Consider the following 23,439-nt stretch of genomic DNA (forward strand, 5'->3'; position numbering starts at 1 on the left):
CGGAGTTCACATGACCACCAGCCCGCAGCGATTCACCGGCAAGACCGTGCTCGTCACCGGCGCGGGCACCGGATTCGGCGCCGAGATAGCGGTGCGCGCCGCCCAGGAGGGCGCCGACGTCGCCGTCCACTACCGCGGCTCCCGCGCGGGCGCCGAGGCGACCGCCGAGCGCGTCACCGCCCTCGGCCGCAACGCGTTCGTGGTCCGGGCCGACATCGCCGAACACGAGCAGATCAAGCGCCTGGCCGACCAGGTGTGGAACCACTTCGGCCGGCTCGACGTGGCGATCAACAACGTCGGCGACGTGGCGCGGGAGCAGATGTCCTGGCGGGACATCACCGAGGAGTCCGTCGACCACGTGCTGGCGGTGGACGTGAAAGGCACGCTGCTGTGCACGCACGAGTTCGGCGCCCGGATGCTGGAGCAGGAGGGCGGCGGCTGCATCGTCAACATCGGCTCCACCGTGGTGGCCCGGGGCAGTGCGCGGGCACCGCAGTACGCCGCCGCCAAGTACGGCATCATCGGTCTGACCAAGTCCTACGCCCACGCCTTCGCCCCCGCGGTGCGTGTGAACGTCTTCGCCCCCGGGTTCATCGAGACACCGGCCACGCTGGGCCGTGCGGACTGGCAGAACGGGCGCGGCGACCAGCTGCGCAGGATGACACCCATGGGCCGCATCCCGGGCCCGGAGGAACTCGCCGGCGCCGCGCTGTTCCTGGCCACGGAGGACGCCCACCACATCACCGGCGGGTTCCTGATCGCGGACGGCGGCTACAACATGGTCGGCGCCTGAGCCGCGACCGGTTACGGCGCGGGAGTGTGTCGCGAAGGAAGGACGCCCGCCCGCGCCGGCCCGTCGGCGGGGACGTGCGTGCGCGAGGCAGTCGCCGCCGGACCGGGCCGCCCTGGACAGCGAATCGGCCGTGCCGACCACCGTCGCGGGCCGGTCCCGCCCATGCACCCGGACCCGCCTGGGGCTGCCCTAGACCGCCCGGCCGAGATGTTCGGTGAAGAAGGCGGCGAGCGTGTCGACGGCGGGGTCCACGTACTGCTTCTTGTCGTAGAGGTCGACATGGCCGGCTCCGTCGATCCAGTGGAGCTGCTTGGGCCCGGTGGCCCGCTGGAACGCCTCCACGCTCATCCAGGAGGTGACGGCTCGGGTGCCCGCCAGCAGGAGCAGGGGCCGGGGCCCGATCAGCGGGACGGCGGCGAAGGCGTCGAAGGTCGCCGCCCGGTCGATGCTGCTCCAGATGAAGTAGCGTGCCGCGCGCGGGTGCCGGGCGCGCGGTGTGCGGTAGTAGTCGAACCCTTCGGCGGCGTGTTCGCCGCCGAGCGCGCGGGCCTGCTCGGCGGTGTCGGGGAAGAGGGTGAGAACCGGCGGCTGCTCACCGCGGGCCTCCGCCGTGCGCGCCTGGGCCGCGGCGTCCAGCATGCTCCGGAACACGGCCGGGTCCTGGGTTCCGTCGGCGCCGAGGCGGAACTGACGGGCGACGTCGACGGCGCTGACCGTGCCGACGGCCTTGATGCGGTGGTCGCTCGCGGTGGCCGGGAGTACGTAGCCGCCCGACGCGCAGATGCCGAGCGCCCCGATGCGGTCGGCGTCGACCTCGCCGCGGGTGGTGAGGAGGGAGACGGCTGCCTTGAGGTCTTCGACGCGTTGGGCGGGATCCTCCAGGCCGCGCGGCAGGCCGCCGCTCTCACCCTGGTGGGCCGCGTCGAAGGCCAGCGTGACGAAGCCGCGCTCCGCCAGGCGCTGTGCGTACAGGCCGGCGGTCTGCTCCTTCACGCCCGAACCGGGGTGGCCGACGACGACGGCCGGGCGCGGGCCCTCGGCCGGTCCGCCGGGGAGGTAGAGGTGGCCGGCGAGGGTGATGCCGGCGCTGTCGAAGGTGACGTCGGTCCTGGTCATGTGCTTCTCCGCAGGTGCCGTTCCGGTCGGGCCGCACCGTCGCGGGTGGGCCTCGGACCCGGCACTGTGCCGGGCCGGTCTCCACGTTCGCCCAGGTCCTGGGCGCGCAACAGCGGCACGTTCCTGCCCGGGAAGGAATCTGCCCCCGCACAGCGGCCGGGCCCGAGGGAACAATGGCAGACATGACTCCCGCAGGTGATCGCAACGAGCTGGCCGCGTTCCTCAAGGCCCGCCGGGCACAGCTGGACCCGGCCGGGGTCGGCCTTCCCGACACGGGTTCGCGCCGCAAGGTCGCGGGCCTGCGGCGCGAGGAGGTCGCGCAGCTCGCGGCGATCAGCGTCGACTACTACACCCGGCTGGAACAGGGCCGCGTACGGGCGTCCGCATCGGTGCTCGCCACCTTGGCCCGTGCCCTGCGCCTCGACGACGACCAGCAGCGATACCTGTACGAACTCGCCGGCAAGACCGACGCCCGGCCACGCCGGCGGCGGCCCGCACAGCGCGTGCGGCCCGCGATGAGACGCCTGCTCGACCAGCTGACGCTGACGCCGGCGATCGTGCTGGGCAAGCGCATGGACGTCCTCGAGTGGAACTCCGCGGCCGCGGCCCTGTACATCGACTTCTCGCAGCTCCCGCCGGAGCGACGCAACTATGTGAGCCTGCTGTTCACGGACCCTGTCCTGCGGGGCATGCACCGGCGGTGGGAGCACGACGCCCGTGAGGCCGTCGCGGCGCTGCGCATGGAGGCGGCCGCCGATCCCGACGACCCCGAGCTCGTCCGCCTCGTCGGCGAACTGTCCGTCCAGGACGCCGACTTCCGCACCTGGTGGGCCGAGCATCGCGTCAACACCGCGAGCTACGGGACCAAGCACTACGGGCATCGCCTGGTCGGCGACCTCACGCTCGACTGCGACACCTGGACCAGCCCCGACGGCTCGGGCCAGCGCCTGATGGTCCTCACCGCCGAGCCGGGCAGCCCGTCGCACGACGCGTTGCGCATCCTGGCGTCCTGGACGGCCGAGCAGTCGAGCCGGGGGCTGGTGGACGGCCAGAACCCGTGACCACCCGGCCACCCGCGAGGTGGCACCGGGAGGGGGGAGGCAGGACGTCGACCGCCATGGCCGTGCCGGTGCCCCGCATGCCCTCGTGCGAGGTCCGCCGCCGGGCGACGGCGGCGGGATCGGGGTGACCGTCGGACCTCCCGCCGATGCCGCTAGGGTTGATCCGTGCCCGAGTTGAAGCAGTTGCATGCAGGCCATGCCCCGGCCGTCCTCGCCTTCGAGCTCGCCAACCGCGCCTACTTCGCCGCTTCGGTCACCGACCGCGGCGACGCGTACTTCACCGATTTCGCCAAAGGGTTCAGCGCCTTGCTGGCGGAACAGGAGGCCGGCATCTGCGCCTTCTACGTGCTGGTCGACGAGGACGGCTCGGTGCTCGGCCGGTTCAATCTGTACGACCTCTCGGACGGGACCGCCGAGCTCGGCTACCGGGTCGCGCAGGACGCCGCCGGCCACGGCGTCGCCACCTCGGCCGTACGAGAGCTGTGCCGGCTGGCGGTGGAGCGGCACGGCTTGCACACCCTGAAGGCGGGCACCTCCCGTGAAAACGCCGCGTCCCGGCGGGTGCTGATCAAGGCCGGGTTCATGCCGGTCGGCCCGGCCGGTCCCTCGGACCTCGGCGGCAAGACGGGCACGTGGTACCGGCGCGACCTGACACTCCAGCCCTGAGGGGTGCCCCGGCCGCACCCCGGGGCGCCGCCGCGGCCACCGGCATCGACCGCGGCGTGTCGCAGGGGGCACCGCCGCGGGTGTACCCCGGCGGCTCCCGCCGCGGACGCAGGCACGGGCCGTCGAGGCGTGCCGGTGTGTCTGCCGCGGCGGACACCTGCTCTCCACGGTCCTCGCCCTGACCGTGGCGCGCATCCGCTGCCGCACCGGCCTGAGCCGGGCGGCGCCCGAGGTGGCCCGCGCCGTCCGGCGCCGTGTCGAGCGGGGCGGCGAAATCGTGGCGGCTCGGCCGGGGTGCCGGCTCTGGCGGCGGGCGCGGGGCCGGTCGCCTCCGGGGACAAGCCCCTCAGGCCCACGGGGCGCGGAGCGCGGCGTCTCGCCCGCCGGCTCGGCCGGTCCGCCGAGTCACCGTCCCAGGGGGTACGTCGTCGCCCGACCCGGGCCGGCTGACCATGGACGGACCCGCGGCGGAGCACTCCTTCCGGCTTTGCCTTTCCTTTACCTCTCACGGCGTGGACGGCGTTTGTGTTATCCAGGAGGTGTGCGGTCAGGGATCTCGGGGCTCGATCGCACGGACTCGGGACTGTCACTCCGGCCTGCGCCGGAGTAAGCGAGCTGGGTGAGCTGCATGGATCCCACGCCCTCCTCATCGTCTCCTTCGCCGTTCGACACGGTCAGCGGTGCCCTGTCGGACTACATCCCGCAGGGCGCAACCGCGCGGACCGCAGGTCCTGGCGCCGCGCGGAGCCAGAGCCGCGCCCGCCGCCCTGCCGGGGAGGGCCGGGAGGCCGGAGGGCAGGAACAGATCCTCGGGGTCGTCACGCTCGACTGGGATCTGAGGATCACCAGCTGCAATCTGGACGCCGCCCCGTTCGCGGGGGTACACGCGGCGCGGGGCACCGCCTTCGCCGACCTGCTGCCCCCCGGGGACGTACCGACGGTCACCCAGCGCCTGCGCAACGTCCTGGAAACGAGGGAGGCGCACGTCGCCCGGGTGCAGCGCCTGCGGCGGGCCGACGGGACCGAGATGGTCGTCTCGATGAGCATCCTGCCCGCCCGGGCGCCCTCGGGAGGCCTGACGGTTTCCCTGATCGCCATGGCCAAACGGCTGCACCTGTACGCCTCCGCGGCCGCGATCGGGACGTCGCTGGACATCGGCGAGACCGCGCAGTCCCTGGCCCAGTCCCTGCTGGCCTGGGGAGACGTGGCCGCCGTGGACCTCGACTTCGCCGTGTGGACGGGGGAAGCGGTCACCGAGCAGACACATGAGCGCATCCGGCTGCGCAGGGCGGCCCTGGTGCCGGACCGGGCCTGGCCCGAGGGCTATCTGACCTGCGGGGACAACCTTCCCCGGGAGGCGAGCCGGCTGCTGGTGGGTGCGGTCACGCGTGACGACATGCCGCGGGCCACGGTCATCCCCGACCGTGACGCGATCGAGCGGGTCCTGAGCGAGCCCCGGCTGGTGCGCGCCCTGGTGCCCGGCGACCGGCCGGCGACCGTGGCGTGCGTCCCGCTCGTCGTGGAAGGGCCGGAAGGCGCGTCCGGGCCCATCGTGCTCGGCGTGACGGAGGTGTGGCGGCGGCCGGAGCGACCCTTCCGCGACAGCGAACTCCTCGACCTGCAGGAACTCGTCGCCAAGACCGCGCGCCACGTCGACCTGGCCCGCCAGCACCAGCGTGAGCACGCCCAGGTGCTGGCGTTGCAGCGCCGGCTGCTGCCACGGGCCGGCAGCGACACCATCGAGGTCGCCAGCGTCTACCTGCCCACCACCCCGGACAGTGCGGGGGTCGGCGGGGACTGGGTGAACAGCTTTCCGCTGCCGGGCGACCGGACCGCGCTGGTCGTCGGCGACGTCGTCGGCCATGGTCTGGGGGCCGCGGCGGCCATGGGCCAGCTGAGCATGGAGGCACGCGCGCTGCTGTCGGCCGGGCTGGGTCCCGGGGAGGTGCTGGAGCGCCTGGACGAGACGGTCACCCTGCTGGACGACACGGACGCGGGCCTGGCGGCCGGCTACAGCGCGCTCGGCTCGACGTGCTGCATCGCGGTCTACGATCCGGTGGACCACCGCGTCGTGATGTCGAACGCGGGCCACCTGCCCCCGGTCCTGGTCCACCCCGACGGTTCCGCCACCACCGTCGCCGCACAGCCGCACCCCGGCCTGGGGGCGGAGTTCGCCGTGCGGGAGCCGTTCGACGTGCATGAGTTCGCCGCACCGCCGGGCTCGCTCCTCGCCCTCTACACCGATGGCCTGGTGGAGGATCCGGCGGCCTCCATCGACGACGGCATCGCCCGGCTCACGGACGCGGTGCGGCAGATACATCCCTGGGACGAACTGCAGCAGGCCGCGCGTCGCGTGGTCGCCGGTCTCGCCCCGCAGGGCCGCCTGCGCGACGACGTGACGCTGCTGCTCGCCCGTATGACCGGCCGCCGCAGCCGGGACACCGCGACCTGGCACCTGTCGGCCCGCCAGAACACCGCCGCCCGCGCCCGCACACTGGCCTCCTCCCTCCTCCGGCAGTGGGACGTCGGCGCCCAGACCCTGGACAACGCGCTCCTGGTGATCAGCGAACTGGTCACCAACGCCGTCCTCTTCGGCGCCGAGCCGGTGACGGTGCGGCTGGTGAAGGCCGGGGGCAGGCTCACGTGCGAGGTCTGCGACACCGGCAACGGCCGCCCGCGCCTGCGCCAGGCCGGGGCACTCGACGACAGCGGGCGTGGCCTGCACGTCATCCACAAGCTCACCACGCGCTGGGGGGTGCGGTGGACCAGCACCGGCAAGGCGGTCTGGGCGGAACTGGATCTGTGGCACACCGACCGCGGTGACCGCCCCTCACGGTGAGGGAGCGGACGTCAGAGCCACTCCCCCTCGACGGCCGTGGCCGTCAGCCCGGGCGCGGCCGCGTACAGCACGGTGCGACTGCCCGTCTTCTGGCCGGCGTCGTACGCGCGCCGCAGGATGTCCAGTACGGCGGCACCGCCCCGGTTGCCGGTGGTGTAGCTGTCCCGGCTGTAGTCCAGCAGCCCCTCGGGCCACCCGTCGGGCATCGTCTGCTCCATGTACTCCATCACGCGGGTCCCTCCGGGATGGGCGAGCAGCAGGTCGGGGTGCCACGGGTGCTCGTCGTGCTCGTGCCGTGTGCCCAGCCACTTCCACATCTCGGTGACCGTCTCCTGCACGGCGCGCGGTCCGCGGCGGTCCATCACGAAATGCGTGCCGTCGGCCCGGGTGTCCAGCCAGTGCAGGTCCGAGGTCCCGGCGAGGGTGTGGTGCCAGGCGGCGTCCAGCCGCAGGACCGACTCCGTCCTGGGGCGGCCGGTGACCACCGCGGCGACGGCGGTGTCCGCGAACAGCAGGCGGACGATGAGGGATTCCAGCGTGTCGTCGGCGGGCTGGTAGGTGGTGCTCAGCGCCTCCGATATCACCACGAGCACGACGCGGTCGGGGTCCGCGGCGACCAGATCGGCCGCCAGCGCCAACGATCGGGTCCCGGCGATGCAGGCCCACTGGCTGGCCGGCAGCAGCAGTACGTCGTTGCGCAACGGGAGCCGGTTGAGCAGCGACAGATCCAGTCCCGGCAGGGCCGGGGTGGTGGAGTGACTGGTGATCAGGCAGTCGACGTCCGCGGTCTCCAGCCCGGCGATCCCCAGGGCCTCGCGGGCCGCGTGCTCGGCGTACCTCTGCACGGCGGCCCAGGCCGGCGCGGTGCGCTCCTGGATGGTCTGCGGCGCCGGTATCGCCTCCAGAGCGGCGATCGCCCGGTCCACCTCGGCCTCGCCGAATCCGGCACGGCCCAGTGCCTCGCGGGCCGGACCGGCGCCGGGGGTGCGCAGGCCGCTCCCGCTGCCGGGTGCGGTGGCCGTCTCCAACGGCAGCATCCACCCCCGTGAAGTGATCCCCGTGCTCGCCGCGATGCCGTCGATGCGCGGCAGCCATGACGCCCGCGGATGCCGGCTTCGCACGTCATCCAGGATCTGGTCGGTCTGAACGGCGTGTTCGCCGTGCACTACAGCGGGAGGACACAGATAGGCATCCACAATCCGCCCCTTTCCCGGCAAACCCTGACAGTCCGAAGTGGCTGAAATCCGCCTGAACAGGCGGAGTGTGGTCAAGGTGCCGCAGTAGCACTGTACTTCGCCTCGAACGTCCATTGGTTGAATTCACGATGACGCCATGGGGGGCGCATGCTGCGGATATTGCCGTACCGACGGCGCCGCCGGGGCATGCGGAACCGCCGCGACACGTACCCCGGAGAGACCCGGCGGCGACGGGCACCGGGCCCGCCGGCGATCCCGGACCCGCTCAATCGACGGACATTATCGGCCAGTTGAGAACCCGGTCACCCGGCCGGCCGGGACTCCCGGTCCGCGGCACGTCCTGCCGTGGTCCCGGATCCGGAACTCGCCGCAGCCGCCGCCGGAGGCGAGGACACGGCACGGCCCGTCGGGCACGACGCGCCGCAGGCCGGCATCCCGGGTCCGGTCCGAGTCGGCGGCAGGGACTGCGCCCGCGTCAGCCGCTCGGTCGCGGACCACGAGCCGCCGCCCCCCGCCCCCGACCCCGACCGGACGTCCGAGATCCTGGTGAGGTTCGTCGTCCTGGCCGGGCCGCTGTGTCCCGTGGTCCGCGTGCGCTACCAGCCGACCGCCACCAGCAGCCATTGCGGATTCGCGTGCGAGATGAACGACGACCGGCCCGCCACGTCGTCGTAGGGGAAGCCGTAGGCGAGTTGCCCGATCGCGTTGTCGTGCCAGAACTTGGCGTAGTAGTTCGCCGGTGCCGCTCGGTAGAACTGGGCCGGGTCGGACTGCTGGGAGGCCGGCAGGGTGGCGACGTGGCGGTTGAGGGCCGCGCACAGGGTGGGGTTGCCCGCCAGGGAGGCGGCGCAGCCGAAGATGTCGGAGGTGGCCGCGTCCACGCCCACGGACCGGGCGTACGCGGTGAAGTAGTCGGCGTTGGCGCCGCCCGCACGGAAGCTCGGGTCGCTGCCCGGCGCGATGATCCGGTACGGCGCCTGGGTCTGGGCCAGCACCTTGAACTGGTCCGGTACGGCGGCGGTGAAGCGCTGGAAGGTGGTGGTGCGGTCCTCGGCGAAGGTCTGCCGGTTCTCGCCGACCTCGGCGTCGTACCCGTCCTTGGAGTGCAGGCGCATGGCCAGCTTGAGCCCGAAGGCGTCGACCCGGGTGGTGTTGCCGTTGAAGACGTTGTTGCCGACCGTGAACTCGATGAAGTCGTAGTAGGGGCTGCTGGGCGAGCCCAGGTAGAAGTACATGCGCCCCGCGGAGTTGGCGGGCATGTCGAGGTAGGGCTGCTCGGCGATGGAGTGCACCTGGCCGTTGAAGCTCCAGTACACCTGGCTGTCGGGATACCTGCCGTTGGTGCGGTTGAGGATCTTCACCTCGACGGCGTTGCTCGCCGGGGGTATGTCACCGGTGCTGCCCCAGAAGTCGTCCGGCGGACTGGTGGTGCCACCGGGGCCGTAGACCTGGAACTCCCAGAGCGAGTACCCGTACGGGGTGCCGCGCGCGGTGCCGTGGAGGCGGACGTAGCGGCCGCTGCCGGAGACGGTCGGGTTCTGGGTTCCCCCGGTGGCGGTGGTCGTGGAGTAGACGGTGGTCCAGGTGTTGGCGTCGGTGGAGGTCTGGATCTGGAAGGCGGTCGCGTAGGCGGCCTCCCAGTTGAGCGTGACACGGCTGAGCTGCTGCACGGACCCGAGGTCGATCCTGATCCACTGCGGGTCCGAGAAGGCCGAGGACCAGCGGGTGCCCGTGTCGCCGTCGACGGCCGCGCTCGCGGGGAAGGCCGCGTTCTCGGTCGAGGAGGCGGTGGCGGGACGGCCCTGGGACAGCAAGGAGTCGGCCGCGTGCGCGGGTGACGGTGCCAGGGCCGCGAAGAAGGCGGCGATCAGTACGACGACGAGCCCGAGAGCGGCACGTGAGCGTGCGACGCCTGCCGGTGGTCTGCGGGTGGATGCGCCGACGGAACTCTGCATGCGGGGTCTCCTCAAGCCGGTGCGGCGTGCGTGGGGGTGGAGCAACTGCAGATGTGAGAGCGCTCTCTCGGGTTGTAGTCCCGGTGGTGCGCGCCGTCAACAACTGAAGCCGAAATCAAGCGGGTTGCGCCCTGTTCCTCCATCCCTTGACGCATCCGGTACGGACCTTCCCGTGCGGTCAGGCCGACTCGCGCACCACCAGCTCCGGCTCGAAGACGACCGACGCCGGGTCGGTGCGCACGCCGCGGATGTGCTCGTCGAGCAGGCGCGCCATCTCCGCCGCCATCTCCTCGACCGGCTGGCGCACGGTGGTGAGCCGGGGGCGGCAGGTGACGGCGATGCTGGAGTCGTCGAAGCCGACGACCGCGACGTCCTCGGGCACCCGCCGGCCCCGCTCACGCAGCACCTGGCAGGCGCCCTGGGCCATGAGGTCGTTGGCCGCGAACACGCCGTCCGTGCCGGGCCGGCGCTCCAGCAGTTCCGCCATGGCCGCGATGCCGCTGTCGAGGGTGAAGCCGCCCTCGGCGACGGGGACCTCCGGGTGGCCGTGGCGGGCGAGCGTGTCGCGGAAGCCGGCCAGCCGCTCCTGGCTCGCCGGCACGTCCAAGGGACCGCAGACCGTGGCCGGTTGACGGCATCCCCGGGCCAGCAGGTGCTCGGCGGCGAGGCGCGCTCCGTCCCGGTGCGCCAGGTCGACGTGGCTGAGCGGAACGGGACGCGAGGGGCGGGCGAAGAGCACCGCGGGGAGCCGGGCGTCGGCGAGCAGGGCGGGCAACGGGTCGCCGGCGTGGGTGGACACGACCAGGGCGCCGTCGGCACGTCCCTGCCGCAGGTAGGTGAGCACCTCGTCCCGGGCCTCGGCCGACTCGGCGAACATCAGCACCGGGTGCATGGAGCGGGGGCGCAGGAAGCCGACGATGCCCCCGACCACGCGCCCGAAGAAGGGGTCCGCGAACACCCGTGCGGCGAAGGCGTTCTGCCCGGCGTCCGAGGTGTCCCCCGCGCCGGACACCACCAGCGCGACGGTCTCGGCCCGCCGGGTCACCAGCGAACGGGCGGCCCGGTTGGGCGCGTAACCCGTGCGCTCGATGGCCCGGCGGACCAGTTCCTGTATCTCCGGATCCACATTGCGGATGCCGTTGACGACCCGGGACACCGTCGCCCGGGAGACGCCGGCCTCCCGGGCGACGTCCTCCAGCGTCGGGGCCCGTCTGCTCATGCGGGCACCCTAACGGACCTGCGCATCGGGCAATAGAGCGCTCTCCGGCGGTGCTCCGGCCGTCGGGAGCCGCGGGTGTCCGTCAGGCGTAGACGCCGAACTCGTACAGCGAATAGCCCCAACCGGTCCCCCGCGCCGTGCCGTTGACCCGCACGTAGCGGCCCGTGCCGGTGACGTCGAAGTCGTCGATGCCGCCGTTGCCGTCGGACACGGTGTGCACGGTCTGCCAGGTGTGGCCGTCGTCGGAGGTCTGGATGGTGTACGCCTTCGCGTACGAGGCCTCCCAGTACAGCTGGACGTGCCGGAACGTGGTGCGGGTACCGAGGTCGACCTGGAGCCACTGGGGGTCGCTCCAGTCGCTGGCCCACCGGGTGGCGGGATTTCCGTCGACCGCGTTGCCGGCGGTACAGGGACAGTCGCCGTAACTCGCCTGGTACGACGAGGCGGTGGCGGGTCTGCCCTGGGCCAGGTCGGTGCCCGACGGCACGGGCGGCACGACGCGGACCGAACGGGTCTCGACACCGACGTTGCCCCGGCCGTCGGTCGCCTTGACGTACATCTTCCACACGCCCGGACGGTCCGGGGCGGTGACCTGCAGACGGCCGCCGCCGAGATCGGTGACGGGCAGCGAGGCGAGGTTCTTGCTCTGGTCGACGTACATGCTGTTGTCGAGGACCTCGTAGGAGATCCGGTCGCCGTCGGGATCGGTGGCCTTGACGTCCAGGACGAGGTCACGTCCCGCCTGCACCTTGCCCGCGTCGCCTTCCACACTCAGGTCGGAGATGACGGGCGGGGTGTTGTCGTGCGAGGTGTCGCCGCCGTAGGCCCTCTTCACGGCGTAGTACGACAGGCGTTTCTGGCCCGCGGGCAGCAGGTTGAACCAGATGCCGCCGAAGTCGTACTCGGTGCCGTAGTGGAACATCGTGGCGCCGAGCGCGACCCCCTTGTGGCCGGTGATGCAGCCCCACGCGCGGGTGTAGCCGTCGGCCTTGGCCCGGTCGGAGGGTTCGAGCGGTACGCCGTTGGCGTCGTCGGGGACCTCCCACTCGCCGGCCGGGCCGGTCTCGGTGACGATGTAGGGCTTGGTGTAACCGCCCTTCTCCCAGGCGGACTTGATGTCGCAGACCGCGTTGTAGGCGTTCACGGCGTACAGGTCGAGGTCCGGTGCGTTCCTCTTGTAGTACGGCCAGGCCCCGACCCAGGCGTCCGTGGAGGTGACGGGGTGGTCGGGGTCGACGGCGTGGATCTTCTTGGCGATGTCGTCGACGAAGGTGGTGTACGCGTCGCGCTGTCGCTCCAGTTCGTCGCCGCTGAAGCAGTTCTGCAGGCCCAGGACCGACTCGTTGCCGACGTCCCACATCAGCACGCCGGGGTTGTCCTTGTACGTCTGGACCCACTTGGGGAACGCGTCGAGCATTTGGTTCTTGTACGCGGTGTCGGTCAGGTAGTTGACGCAGCCACCGCTGCCGGGTCCGCCGCCGGGCTGGAGCCAGAAGCCGGCGACGACCTTGATGCCGTGCGCGGCCGCGGAGTCGAACAGTGGTTTGCTGGTGGCGTCGGTGCCCCAGGTGCGGATCGTGTTGACGCCCATGGACTGCAGGTCCGGCATGTACTTCTCGGCGTCCGAGACACTCGGGCCCCAGGTCAGGCCCTTGATCTGATACGGCTGCCCGTCCACGGTCAGCTGCCAGGAGCCCTGGCTGCCGGTGACCTTGACGACGCTGCCGGCGGCGTGCGCCGGGGCGGCCGGCAGGGCGACGAGGGCGCCGGTGGCGAGCACGCCGGCGGTGAGGGGTGCCGCGGCACGCCGGATACGGGTGCGGGTGGAGGTCATCGCTGCTGCTCCTCAGGGGAGTTCATAGTTCTCGTCCAGTGCCGCGCCCGCCTCCGGGTGGGTCTGGTCGTAGCCGCGCGCGTCGCACTGCAGCCCGCCGACGATGCAGTGGTCGACCAGCGCCTTGAGCGTGGGGTCGTCCCAGGCGTTGAAGAAGTCGTAGTGGAAGGTGTGACCCGGGCCGCTGGCGAGCCGCACGTTCGACATGTCGCCGTTGACGGGGAAGGCCATCTTGAACTCGATCATCGGCAGCGCGACCGGGTGGTCGGCCGGGCAGATGTTGTCGTTCGTGCCGGGTTTGACCACGGGGTAGGCCATGTGGCTCCTGTGGTCGGGGGTGTCCAGATACGTGCCGTCCCAGCAACTGGGCGCCTGGAAGCGGATGTTGAGCTGGACGTCGGCACGGTTCGGGCAGGTCGCGGGGAACTCGGTGTTGAAGTAGCTGTCGCCGCACTCCCAGCCCTCGACGAAGCCCGGGTGGTGGCGGAACTCGTCGGCGCTCTGCATCGGGTTGCCGACGATGAACCGCAGGCCCTTGGGGAAGGGCCGGACGCTGGTGTAGTCGGTGACCCCCGCCTTGTAGTAGATGACCTGCGGACCCACGGGAAGGATCTGCTGGTCACCGTTGTAGAGGGTGGGCATCCAGTAGGCGGACAGGTCGCCGGGGGCCTTGCAGCTGGTTCCGCCGGCCGCCAGCGAGGCCGTCGTGCTGTAGGCGTCGGTGGTCGTGTTGCCCAGGAACGTGTGGTCGTGGGACGTGCCGGGCTGCTGCGGGTAGACGATCGGGTCGTCCGTCCTGGTGCGGGTGACCGAGCAGTTGGCCTGGAACTCGTGGAAGTAGCGGTGGGGCGGGTCCTGCGTCGAAGGGGTCACGCCGGTGACCGGCGGGACGGCGGGGATGTAGCCGTCGCCGTCCGGATCGTCCGGCGAGCTGACGGCGGCCGCCGCCGCGTGACCGGAGCGGGTGGCCGCGAGCGTCTGCGCCGTGGTGCTGTGCGACGCGGGCGGGCCGGCGCCGAGGGCGACGCCGCCCAGCCCGATCGAGGTCAGCAGGAGCGCGCCGGTGATCAGCGTCGCTGACAGGCCTTTCGATCTCCGTGACATGGAGACCTCCTCCTGAACGGTGGGGGTGTGAGAGACCGCGCCCGGCCGCGGCATGACAGGGCATCAGGTGGTGTCTGCGTCATGGGGTGCCGGGCGGAGCGTGGGAGAGCGCTCTCCCGCCGAGGAGTGTTGAGGGCATGTCATCAAGATGTCAAGGGATCCCGCAGAACTGGACCAGGAAAGATTTCAACTTCCGAAGGCTTGCCGAGACTTGGAACTCATCAGTTAAATCAAGACGTGAACTAAGCGCCGGGGCCGGGGCCTTGGCCCACCCCCGTCAGCCGTCGGGGACCCGGCGTGCTCCTTTCCCATCGCACCCGCAGGGACCTCCATGAGACTCAGATCCGTGGGCGTCACGCTCGCCGCCATGGCCGCGCTGCTCGCCCTACCCGTTCCCAGACCGGCCGCCGCGGCCGAACTCCCGCTGTCCCAGGGCAGAACGGCGACCTCGTCCTCCGACGAGAACGCCGGCACACCGGCCGCCGCCGCCGTCGACGGCGACACCGGCACCCGCTGGTCGTCGGCCGCGAGCGACGCCCAGTGGCTCCAGGTCGACCTCGGCACCACGGCCTCGATCTCGAAGGTCGTCCTCAACTGGGAGACCGCCTACGGCAAGGACTACAAGATCCAGTCCTCCGCCGACGGCAGCACCTGGACCGACCTCACCACGGTCACCGGCGGCGACGGCGGCACCGACACCCTCGACGTCTCGGGGCAGGGCCGCTACGTCAGGATGTACGGCGTCCACCGCGCCACCCAATGGGGTTACTCCCTCTGGGAGTTCCAGGTCTTCGGCACCGCCGGCACCGGCACCTCCTCCTGCGACACCGCGAACGCCGCCAAGGGCAGGCCCGCCTCCGCGTCCTCCACGGAGAACGCCGGCACCCCCGCCTCCGCGGCCTTCGACGGCGACGCCGGCACCCGCTGGTCCAGCCAGGCCGCCGACCCGCAGTGGGTCCAGGTGGACCTCGGCTCGGTCATGGACCTCTGCAAGGTCGACCTGACCTGGGAGGCCGCCTACGCCAAGGAGTTCCAGATCCAGGCCTCCTCCGACGGCCAGAGCTGGACCACCCTCAAGAGCGTCACGGGCGCGAGCGGAGGCACGGCCTCCTACGACGTGACCGGCTCAGGACGGTACGTCCGCATCAACGGCACGGTCCGCGCCACGGGCTACGGCTACTCCCTGTGGGAGGTGGCCGTCCACACCGGAACCGGCGGCAGCACTCCCCCGGTCCAGGGCGGCGGCGACCTCGGGTCCAACGTCATCGTCGTCGACCCCAGCACCCCCAACCTCCAGCAGAAGTTCGACGACGTCTTCGCCCAGCAGGAGTCCAACCAGTTCGGCTCCGGCCGCTACCAGTTCCTGCTCAAGCCCGGCACCTACAACGGCATCAACGCCCAGATCGGCTTCTACACCTCGATCTCCGGCCTCGGCCTCAACCCCGACGACACGCAGATCAACGGCGACGTCACCGTCGACGCGGGCTGGTTCAACGGCAACGCCACGCAGAACTTCTGGCGTTCGGCGGAGAACCTCGCCATCAGGCCGTCGAACGGCACCGACCGCTGGGCCGTCGCGCAGGCGGCGCCGTTCCGCCGTATCCACGTCCAGGGCGGTCTCAACCTGGCCCCGAACGGCTACGGCTGGGCCTCCGGCGGCTACATCGCGGACTCGAAGATCGACGGCACCGTCGGCCCGTACTCCCAGCAGCAGTGGTACACCCGCGACAGTTCCGTCGGCGGCTGGACCAACGGCGTGTGGAACATGACGTTCACCGGTGTCCAGGGCGCCCCGGCCGGCAACTTCGACGCAGGCCCCTACACCACGCTCGACACGACGCCCGTCTCCCGCGAGAAGCCGTTCCTCTACCTCGACGGCAGCACCTACAAGGTCTTCGTGCCCGCCAAGCGCACCAACGCCCGCGGCGTGTCCTGGCCGGCGAACGCGGGAACCTCGCTCTCCCTGGACCAGTTCTACGTCGTCAAGCCGGGCGCCACCGCGGCCACGATCAACCAGGCGCTCGCCCAGGGACTCAACCTGCTGTTCACGCCGGGGGTCTACCACCTCGACCGGACCATCGACGTGACACGGCCCGACACCGTGGTGCTGGGTCTGGGCCTGGCCACGATCGTGCCGGACAACGGCATCGACGCCATGCACGTGGCCGACGTCGACGGCGTGCGCCTCGCCGGCTTCCTCATCGACGCCGGCTCCGTCAACTCCGACACCCTGCTGCGGATCGGGCAGCCCGGAGCCAACGCCGACCACTCCGCCGACCCGACCACCATGCAGGACGTGTTCGTCCGCATCGGCGGGGCCGGACCCGGACTCGCCACCAACTCCGTCGTCGTCAACAGCGACGACGTCGTCATCGACCACACCTGGCTGTGGCGCGCCGACCACGGGACGGGAGTCGGCTGGGACACCAACCGCGCCGACTACGGCCTGCGCGTCAACGGCGACGACGTCCTGGCGACCGGGCTGTTCGTGGAGCACTTCAACAAGTACGACGTCCTGTGGAGCGGCGAACGCGGCCGCACGATCTTCTTCCAGAACGAGAAGGCCTACGACGCCCCGAACGCGGCCGCCATCACCCATGACGGCATCGTCGGCTACGCGGCCTACAAGGTCGCCGACACCGTGACCCAGCACGAGGCATGGGGGCTGGGCAGCTACTGCAACTACACCTCCGATCCGTCGATCGTCCAGGCACACGGCTTCCAGGTCCCGGTCACCGCCGGGGTGAAGCTGCACGACGTCCTGGTGATCTCCCTCGGCGGCAAGGGCCAGTACGCCCACGTCGTCAACAACACCGGTGCGCCCACATCGGGGACGGACACCGTGCCCTCGAAGCTGACCTCGTTCCCGTGACCGACGCGAGGAAGGACGCTCCGAGCGCCTGAGACCCTGCCGGGGCCGCGACGCGGCCCCGGCAGGGGTCCGTCCGAGCGTCAGGCGTAGTAGTGGATGGTGCCGTGCAGCGCCGGGTCGCCGCCCTCGCAGTGCTGCACGAAGGTGGCGGCGAACGCCTTGACGGTGCCGTCGTCCCCGCGGGCCAGCCTGGTCACCGTGAGCTCTCCCGTCACGGTGTTGCAGCCGCGGCCGCTGCCGGACACGTCCAGTCCCGCCACACCGGCTCCGTGGCTGCGCCGGGCCTGGTAGGTGTGTCCGGCCTCGAACTGTTCGCCGTCGGGCGGAGTGAGCAGCGCGGTCCAGTACTCCCGCTTCCCGGAGACGCCGTACTGGATGCCGTCGCCGTAGCGGCTGAGCGAGAAGGTGCTGGTGGCACCCCGATGGGTCTGGGTCACTCCCTGGCCCACGTAGTCACCGGGATCGCTCGTGTAGGCGTAGGAGAGCGGGAAGGCGCGGTACTTGAGAACGCCCTTGAGGGCGGGGGCGCCGGCGCTCTCGCAGTGCTGGGTGTAGGTGGCGTCCAGGACGGTGATCGCTCCGGACGCGTCGGTCTCGATCTGGTTGACCGAGAACTGCCCGTAGACCTCGTTGCAGCCGCGGCCGTCCCCGGAGACGTCCAGGCCGGGTGACCGCCCGGTCCGGAACGCGGCCCGCTCCGCGTCGCGGTAGACGCCCGGATGGAGCTGCTCTCCGCTGGGCGCCGCGAGGTCGACGTCCCACCACTCGTCGTCGGTGCTCACCCGGAACCGCACGTACTGCGCGTCGCCACCGACGCTGACGGTCGCGGTGGACGGCGTGTACACGGCGCTGCCGCCCTGGCCGATGTAGTCGCCGGCCTCACTGGTGTAGCGGTACTTGGTCACGGCCGACGGTACGCCGGTGGCCGCCGATGCCGTGCCGGTCACGGCGACACCGAGGCCGGCCGCCACCATGAGGCTCAATAACGCGCCCAGCAGCGACCGCAGTGAACCCGCGCGTGTGTGCACAGTCACATTCCCCTCCTTGGGTGCAGGACACCCCCACTGAGTGCCTGCACCCCCGGTTGTAACAGGCGTCACTGACAACGATGTACCGGTGATGAGTTGCGTGATGGCGGCGGTCGCGGGTGCAATGTCCGCCATGGTCGACACGCCTGCTCCGGCACCGCACCCCGTTCCCCGGCGGACCGACGGTTCGTCCGTTCCGATCGGCGCTCTCGTCCCGCTGACCCGGCCGGGCTGGGTCGAGGCGGGCCGGCATCTGCTCGCCGGGATCGAGTCGGGTGTGCGGGACGTCAACGACTCCGGTGGCATCCTGGGGCGGCCGGTCGAACTGGTGGTCAGGGACACCGCCGCCGATCCACGTCGGGCCGCCGCGGCCGTGGAGGAACTGGCCGCTCTGGGCGTGGCCGCCGTGGCCGGCGAGTATCACAGCGTCGTGGCCCGTGCCGCCGCCGCCAGGGCCGACGCGCTCGGGCTGCCGTTCCTCTGCTCGTCGGCGGTTCTCGACGCGCTCACCGACCGGCCGACGGACTGGGTCGCGCGGCTGGCCCCGGCGCAGTCCCACGGATGGCGGATCTACGGGGAGTTCCTGCTCGGCGCGGGTCACCGCCGGATCGCCGTGGCGGCCCAGCAGAGTGTCTACTGGGCATCCGGGACCCGCGTTCTACGGGAGCACCTCGCCGCGCACGGCGGCACCGTCGTCGAGTTCGACATGGACGCGCTCACCCCCTCCGCGGTGTGCGACGCACTGGTCGACCACGGCGCGACGGCGCTCCTCCTGCTGACCGGTCTCCCGGAGCCGGCCGTGTCCATCGTGCGGTCCGTCCGTGGCGACCGGCGCCTCGACGGGGTGATGATGGGTGCTCCGGCCGGGCAGCCGGAGTTCGGCACCTGGGCGGCTCTGCTGGGCGAGGACGGCGCCGGCATCCCGTTCCTGCGCTACCTGCCCGAACGGCTCGGCCCCCTGGGCGCGCGGGTCGGCACGGCACTGCGCGAACGGCTGGGCGAGGCTCCCTCGTTCGTCGCTTTCGAGGGCTACGACACCGTCGCCGCCCTCGCCGACCTGCTCGGCACCGGCGAAGTGGGCCGGGAACGCATCGCCGCCTCCTGGGCGGGGGTTGCCGTCGAGGGCACGCGCGGACCGATCCGGTTCTCGCGCGTGCCCGGTATCGGGGTGCGGCAGTGGGCGTGGCCGCCCGTCCAGGTCGTCGACCGGGATCCGGCGGCGCCCGGTCGCTTCCGCGTCCTTCGCACCGGCTGAGGCGGCCGAGGCCGGGTACGCGGTGCGGCAGACCGAACGTCACTTCGCCGAGGGATGACGACGATGACCGATGACGCCTACCTCGTCCTGCTGGACGGCACGGCCGCGACGCTGGGCGTGCCTCCCGCGGCCGTCGGAGAGCCGGCCTGCATGGACACCCCCGCCGTCGTCGCCTGGCTCGGCGCGCAGGGGATCACCGCGACCTCTCCCGGGCTGCGGCCGCTGCCGCCGGAGGAGACGGCGGCCATCCCCGAGGACGCCGAGCGGCTGCCCGTGCCCCTCGGGGAGGAGGAACTCAGCCGCCTGCGGCACGCGATGGCGCCACCGAACCTCGCGCAGCTGGAGCGGGAACTGCTGGCCTACCGTTCCTGCACCGACGGGCCGGACCGCTCTCCTCACCCGCGCCCTGGCGGCCGGGGTGCCGGCACACCGCATCGCGGAGCTCACCGGTGAGGACCTCGCCGTCGTCGAGGCGGAGGCCCGCCAGGGCGTTCTCCGACCGTAGCGCCGTCCGCCCGCCGGGCCGGCGGGACCGTCGTGGACGGCCCTGACGCACCACGGTGGCCAGGACCTCGTTGAAGGCCTCCGTGGAGCTCGGGTGGGTCCAGATGGCATCGCGCAGACCGCTCGCCGTCGTCCCGGTGCGCATCGCGAGTGCCACGGTGTTGATGAGTTCCTGCGCGTCCACGCTCAGCAGCGCCGCGCCGAGGATCTCGTCCGTCTCGGCGTCCACGACGAACTTCATCATGCCCCGGACCTCGCCCACGATGCTGGCGCGGGGCATGGCCATCAGCGCGGCGATGTCCTTGGCGGCGACACGCACCGATCGTCCGAGGGCGTGTGCCTCCTTCTCCGTCAGGCCCACCCGGGCGAGCGGCGGGGTCATGAAGAGGGTGTAGGGAACGGCGACCCGGTCGGCCGTCGACCGCTTCCCGTCGCCGCCGCCCATGATCTGGCCGGCGACGATGCGGTAGTCGTCGAGGGAGATGTAGGTGAACTGCGGTCCGCCGTTCACGTCTCCCACCGCGAAGATGTGCGGGCGGCTGGTGCGCAGGTACGCGTCCACCTCGATCGCGCCGCGCTCGTTCGTGCGCACGCCGGCGGCCTCCAGCCGCAGCCCGGCGGTGCGTGGCGCACGGCCGGTGCCGACGACGACGGCTTCCGCCTCGACGGTGCCGCGGGCGCCGTCGCGCGTCCCGTAGTGGACGGTGGCGAAGCCGTCGCGGTCGACGACCTCGGTGACGCGGGCTCCCGTGACGAAGGTGATGCCCTCCTCGCGGAGGATCTTCTCCGCGGCATGTGCGACGTCGTCGTCCTCGCGCCGCAGGATGCGGTCGCCGCTTTCCAGGACGGTGACGGGAATGCCGTACCGGCTCAGCATCGCCGCGAACTCGATGCCCTGACGGCCGCCGCCGATGACCGCCGTGCGGCGCGGCATGTCGGCCGAGCGGACCAGGTCCGCGTTGGTGACGAGATGGGCGCTGTCCCGCAGGCCGGGGACGTCCGGGATCACCGGTTCGGCACCGGTGTTGATGACGATGGTGTCCGCGCTGATCTCCAGTCGGTCGCCGCCCGCCGCGACCTCGACGCGCTTCTCGTCCAGGAAGGACGCCGTCCCCGTCACGACGGTGACCGTGTCGAGGGTGTCGAGCATGCGGAAGTTCTTGTCCCGCACGGTCGCCGCCATCGAGGCGGTCGAGGCGACGGAGGCCGCGTACCAGTCGCCCGGGTCGGCGTCCTCGGGCCTCATCGAGGCGCGGTGGAACGGCGACGGGGAGCCGGTCCCGGGCCTCCGGGCACCGGCTCCCTTTCGTACGGCCGCGGTTGAGCACGGATGCGTACGCCCCTACCCGAGCGCGAACTTCTGCGCGGCGGAGCCGTTGCAGTCCCAGATCTGCAGCCGCGTGCCGTTCGCGGTGGCACCGCTCGGGGAGTCCAGACAGCGACCCGACTGCGGGTTGAGCAGCGAACCGTCGCTCTGCTCCACCCACTTCTGGCCACCCACACCGTTGCAGTCCCACAACTCGGCCCTGGTCCCGTTCGCCGTCCCGTTGCCAACGATGTCAAGACACTTGCCGAGCGTCGACAGCGAGCCGTCGGAGCGGTGGTACCAGTGCTGGTCGACCGCCCAGGACTGGCAGTCCCAGAGCTGTACGGCCGCGCCGTTGCCGCCGGTGTCGTCCGCGGCGACGTCCACGCACGTGCCGCCGGGGCCGATCGCCGGGGCGCCGCCGTTCACGGCGAACTTCTGCGCGGCGGAGCCGTTGCAGTCCCAGATCTGCAGCCGCGTGCCGTTCGCGGTGGCACCGCTCGGGGAGTCCAGACAGCGACCCGACTGCGGGTTGAGCAGCGAACCGTCGCTCTGCTGCACCCACTTCTGGCCACCCACACCGTTGCAGTCCCACAACTCGGCCCTGGTCCCGTTCGCCGTCCCGTTGCCAACGATGTCAAGACACTTGCCGATGGTGCTGAGCGAGCCGTCGGCGTGGTGCTGCCAGTGCTGGTCCTCGGCGTAGGTCTGGCACCCCCAGAGCTGTACGGCGGTGCCGTTGCCGCCGGTGTCGTCCGCGGCGGCGTCGACACACGTGCCGCCGGGGCCGGTGATCGCCCCCTGGGGCCCGTTGGGCACGTCCGTCTCGCCGGAGTAGCCGACGGAGACGATGTCGGCCTGGACGGCGTTCTCGGCTGCGTCCGTCGGGTATCCGGCGACCATGACACCCTCGAAGAAGGTGCCCCGGTTGCGGTTGCTGTTGTCGCCGCCGGTCCCCAGGATGATGCCGCCCTCCTGGTGCATGGGCCGGTAGCCGCCGCGGGTGGGCAGGGCTCCGTCCCACCAGGTCGACAGCCCACCGGACCGGGAGTCGCCGCCCTTGAGGGCGTATCTGGTCTGTCCGTCGTTCTTCAGCACCGCCGTCACATAGGTGCTGCTGTTGCCCAGGTTGGCGGTGTTGGAGCCGTTGTTCCCCTGGAACATGCCGTTCTCCATGTCGGCCTCGACCCAGGGCCCCGAACCGGTGCACGGCGCGAAGTAGCAGGTCGTCGCGATGCTGACGGCGTCCATGTGGCCGTTGCCGGTGTCGGCCGGCGTGCTCTCGGCGTTGCCGTAGTCGAAGCAGCAGTCGGAGCCCACGTGTGTGCCGCTGGCCACCATGTAGGCGCCCTCGGGCCGACCGTCGACGGCGACGCCGGAGGCCACGCCGGTGTAGCGGTAGCCGACGCCCGGTGAGATCCAGATGCCGTACACCTTGTGGCCGCCGGCCCTCACCGCGATCTCACCGGCGTCCGCCCCGCGGTCCGCGGCGCCCGCGGTGCCCGCCGGGCCGGGGGTGAGGTCGTTGTGCCGGGACGTCTGGTCGTAGACCTTCGAGATGCGGCAGGTCGTGTCCCGGCAGAAGGTGTCCTGCCGGCCGGCGTCGGCGTAGCCGCCCTGCGACAGCAGGCCGATGTCCGCCGTGCCGCCGTCGGAGGCACGGGTGACCTGGTAGAGCGGGCCGTTGTAGGAGGACAGCAGGGCGCGCGTGGTGCTGTGCGCCGCGACGCACGGGGTCCCCGCGGCCCCGTAGATGTCGCACGGCAGGGAGTCCGCCGCCTGGGCCGTCGCGGGAAGGCCGACGAGGAACGCGAGGACGAGTCCGAGGGTGGTGGCCGCGGCGGCGAGGCATCTCGCCGCGCGGCGGGTCGGGCGTGACCCGCGTCCTGACGCCGCCCGACCGGCGGAACATCTTGATGTATACATGACAACCCTTTCCCGAGTTTCACCAACGTGCGGGATGGCGCAACCGCCGATGGAAAGTGCCTGTAGTCGGCTCGGAAGTTACGCAACCTGTTGATACACGTCAATATTTGTTTCATTACTTCGGGTGGGCTTTTCCCGGCGGTTCGAATGTGTTTGTTTCCGGCCGTCGGACGACGGTGCGATCGCCCGCCCCACGCACACCGGGGGCACGGGAAATTCCCGCATGAACCCGACACACCGTCAGCCGACCTTCGCCGTGGTCCCGTTGGGGGTGGCGGGCGTCAACTCGCCCCGAGGGATGCCGCAGTGGCGTCATACGTGCGCTCGTGCTCCGCGCGGGCCGAGGCCAGAAGCCGCTGCCAGGAGGTGACGGTGGGACGGCGGCGCAGCAGAGCCCGGCGTTCGCGTTCCGTCATGCCTCCCCAGATGCCGTACTCGATGCGGTGGTCGAGCGCGTAGGCGAGGCACTCCGTTCTCACTCCGCAGCCGCCGCACAGAGCCTTGGCGCGGTTTTGTGCACTGCCCTCCACGAAGAGGTCGTCGGGGTCGGCCGTCCGACACAGCCCCCGCTCGCCCCAGTTGGTGTCCACCATCCGGTGATGCCGTCCTCTCCCCTGGCCTGCGTGACGCGTTGCCGTTTGCCGAAAGCAACAGGCATATGACATCACGCAGTTCAGGGAAACGTTCATTCTTCTTCGCCGACCGTCACACCTTCGGGTGAGCAGTGATTGCTTTCCGCGCACGGGGGCGCTAAGGGCGCCCCCT

General features: G+C 71.5%; 15 protein-coding genes and 2 pseudogenes. 7 read left to right on the forward strand and 10 right to left on the reverse strand.

From position 1 onward, the window contains the following. Positions 1-10 precede the first annotated feature (10 nt). Positions 11-793: an SDR family NAD(P)-dependent oxidoreductase gene (locus ACIRPX_RS39905; RefSeq protein ID WP_404204675.1), complete on the forward strand. Its 783-nt coding sequence runs from the start codon at positions 11-13 to the stop codon at positions 791-793. 189 nt (positions 794-982) lie between these two features. Here ACIRPX_RS39905 and ACIRPX_RS39910 read toward each other — a convergent pair whose 3' ends face one another. Beyond that, entirely contained in the window at positions 983-1,909 is a 927-nt protein-coding gene (locus ACIRPX_RS39910; protein ID WP_404204677.1) for an alpha/beta hydrolase, read from the reverse strand. 182 nt (positions 1,910-2,091) lie between these two features. Between ACIRPX_RS39910 and ACIRPX_RS39915 the strand changes: the two genes are divergently transcribed. From ACIRPX_RS39915 to ACIRPX_RS39925, 3 genes are all read left to right on the forward strand, one after another. Next, positions 2,092-2,970: a helix-turn-helix domain-containing protein gene (locus ACIRPX_RS39915; protein WP_404204679.1), complete on the forward strand. Its 879-nt coding sequence runs from the start codon at positions 2,092-2,094 to the stop codon at positions 2,968-2,970. Positions 2,971-3,135: 165 nt separating this feature from the next. Next, positions 3,136-3,636, forward strand: a complete 501-nt coding sequence (locus tag ACIRPX_RS39920) for a GNAT family N-acetyltransferase (protein ID WP_404204681.1) — start codon at positions 3,136-3,138, stop codon at positions 3,634-3,636. A 628-nt stretch (positions 3,637-4,264) separates the two neighbouring features. Next, positions 4,265-6,475: a SpoIIE family protein phosphatase gene (locus ACIRPX_RS39925; protein WP_404204683.1), complete on the forward strand. Its 2,211-nt coding sequence runs from the start codon at positions 4,265-4,267 to the stop codon at positions 6,473-6,475. A gap of 11 nt (positions 6,476-6,486) precedes the next feature. On the opposite strand, the gene ACIRPX_RS39930 is transcribed toward ACIRPX_RS39925, so the two are convergent. The 5 genes from ACIRPX_RS39930 to ACIRPX_RS39950 all read right to left on the reverse strand — a co-directional run bounded on the left by ACIRPX_RS39930 (position 6,487) and on the right by ACIRPX_RS39950 (position 13,783). Further along, entirely contained in the window at positions 6,487-7,671 is a 1,185-nt protein-coding gene (locus ACIRPX_RS39930) for a type III polyketide synthase (RefSeq protein WP_404204685.1), read from the reverse strand. A gap of 596 nt (positions 7,672-8,267) precedes the next feature. Next, on the reverse strand, positions 8,268-9,626 hold the full coding sequence (locus ACIRPX_RS39935) for a beta-1,3-glucanase family protein (protein WP_404204687.1): 1,359 nt from the start codon (positions 9,624-9,626) through the stop codon (positions 8,268-8,270). Positions 9,627-9,804: 178 nt separating this feature from the next. Further along, positions 9,805-10,845, reverse strand: coding sequence for a LacI family DNA-binding transcriptional regulator (locus ACIRPX_RS39940; protein ID WP_404204689.1), 1,041 nt, complete (start codon positions 10,843-10,845; stop codon positions 9,805-9,807). Positions 10,846-10,927: 82 nt separating this feature from the next. Continuing rightward, positions 10,928-12,679, reverse strand: a complete 1,752-nt coding sequence (locus tag ACIRPX_RS39945; protein WP_404204691.1) for a discoidin domain-containing protein — start codon at positions 12,677-12,679, stop codon at positions 10,928-10,930. Between the two features lie 12 nt (positions 12,680-12,691). Next, a complete protein-coding gene (locus ACIRPX_RS39950) occupies positions 12,692-13,783 on the reverse strand; it encodes a DUF1996 domain-containing protein (protein WP_404204693.1) in 1,092 nt (363 codons plus the stop codon). A gap of 331 nt (positions 13,784-14,114) precedes the next feature. On the opposite strand from ACIRPX_RS39950, the gene ACIRPX_RS39955 reads away from it, so the two are divergent. Further along, the gene (locus ACIRPX_RS39955) at positions 14,115-16,655 is read left to right on the forward strand and encodes a discoidin domain-containing protein (protein ID WP_404204695.1); all 2,541 of its coding nucleotides are present in this window, start codon (positions 14,115-14,117) and stop codon (positions 16,653-16,655) included. A gap of 80 nt (positions 16,656-16,735) precedes the next feature. Here the strand turns inward: ACIRPX_RS39955 and ACIRPX_RS39960 are convergent, their stop codons facing one another. Next, a complete protein-coding gene (locus tag ACIRPX_RS39960; protein WP_404204697.1) occupies positions 16,736-17,629 on the reverse strand; it encodes a hypothetical protein in 894 nt (297 codons plus the stop codon). 178 nt (positions 17,630-17,807) lie between these two features. On the opposite strand from ACIRPX_RS39960, the gene ACIRPX_RS39965 reads away from it, so the two are divergent. Beyond that, positions 17,808-18,938 (forward strand): ABC transporter substrate-binding protein, encoded by a 1,131-nt coding sequence (locus tag ACIRPX_RS39965; RefSeq protein WP_404204699.1) that lies wholly within the window; start codon positions 17,808-17,810, stop codon positions 18,936-18,938. 63 nt (positions 18,939-19,001) lie between these two features. Continuing rightward, positions 19,002-19,443: pseudogene (locus ACIRPX_RS39970) on the forward strand (DUF6003 family protein). 78 nt (positions 19,444-19,521) lie between these two features. Here ACIRPX_RS39970 and ACIRPX_RS39975 read toward each other — a convergent pair. The 3 genes and pseudogenes from ACIRPX_RS39975 to ACIRPX_RS39985 form a co-directional block, all read right to left on the reverse strand. Next, a pseudogene (locus tag ACIRPX_RS39975) lies at positions 19,522-20,688 on the reverse strand (dihydrolipoyl dehydrogenase family protein); the annotation flags it as partial. A gap of 96 nt (positions 20,689-20,784) precedes the next feature. Continuing rightward, the gene (locus ACIRPX_RS39980) at positions 20,785-22,674 is read right to left on the reverse strand and encodes an arabinofuranosidase catalytic domain-containing protein (RefSeq protein WP_404204701.1); all 1,890 of its coding nucleotides are present in this window, start codon (positions 22,672-22,674) and stop codon (positions 20,785-20,787) included. Positions 22,675-22,955: 281 nt separating this feature from the next. Further along, entirely contained in the window at positions 22,956-23,267 is a 312-nt protein-coding gene (locus ACIRPX_RS39985; RefSeq protein ID WP_404204703.1) for a WhiB family transcriptional regulator, read from the reverse strand. Positions 23,268-23,439 lie beyond the last annotated feature (172 nt).

It is taken from the genome of Streptomyces sp. NPDC101225 (genome assembly GCF_044767585.1).
In the GTDB taxonomy this organism is placed as follows: Bacteria; Actinomycetota; Actinomycetes; order Streptomycetales; family Streptomycetaceae; genus Streptomyces.

Excerpts from the sequence above, each read along its gene's own strand:
- ACIRPX_RS39905 (WP_404204675.1), top strand. The coding sequence starts at position 11 with ATGACCACCAGCCCGCAGCGATTCACCGGCAAGACCGTGCTCGTCACC.
- ACIRPX_RS39910 (WP_404204677.1), bottom strand. The coding sequence starts at position 1,909 with ATGACCAGGACCGACGTCACCTTCGACAGCGCCGGCATCACCCTCGCC.
- ACIRPX_RS39915 (WP_404204679.1), top strand. The coding sequence starts at position 2,092 with ATGACTCCCGCAGGTGATCGCAACGAGCTGGCCGCGTTCCTCAAGGCC.
- ACIRPX_RS39925 (WP_404204683.1), top strand. The coding sequence starts at position 4,265 with ATGGATCCCACGCCCTCCTCATCGTCTCCTTCGCCGTTCGACACGGTC.
- ACIRPX_RS39935 (WP_404204687.1), bottom strand. The coding sequence starts at position 9,626 with ATGCAGAGTTCCGTCGGCGCATCCACCCGCAGACCACCGGCAGGCGTC.
- ACIRPX_RS39940 (WP_404204689.1), bottom strand. The coding sequence starts at position 10,845 with ATGAGCAGACGGGCCCCGACGCTGGAGGACGTCGCCCGGGAGGCCGGC.
- ACIRPX_RS39945 (WP_404204691.1), bottom strand. The coding sequence starts at position 12,679 with ATGACCTCCACCCGCACCCGTATCCGGCGTGCCGCGGCACCCCTCACC.
- ACIRPX_RS39950 (WP_404204693.1), bottom strand. The coding sequence starts at position 13,783 with ATGTCACGGAGATCGAAAGGCCTGTCAGCGACGCTGATCACCGGCGCG.
- ACIRPX_RS39955 (WP_404204695.1), top strand. The coding sequence starts at position 14,115 with ATGAGACTCAGATCCGTGGGCGTCACGCTCGCCGCCATGGCCGCGCTG.
- ACIRPX_RS39960 (WP_404204697.1), bottom strand. The coding sequence starts at position 17,629 with ATGGTGGCGGCCGGCCTCGGTGTCGCCGTGACCGGCACGGCATCGGCG.
- ACIRPX_RS39965 (WP_404204699.1), top strand. The coding sequence starts at position 17,808 with ATGTCCGCCATGGTCGACACGCCTGCTCCGGCACCGCACCCCGTTCCC.
- ACIRPX_RS39980 (WP_404204701.1), bottom strand. The coding sequence starts at position 22,674 with ATGTATACATCAAGATGTTCCGCCGGTCGGGCGGCGTCAGGACGCGGG.
- ACIRPX_RS39985 (WP_404204703.1), bottom strand. The coding sequence starts at position 23,267 with ATGGTGGACACCAACTGGGGCGAGCGGGGGCTGTGTCGGACGGCCGAC.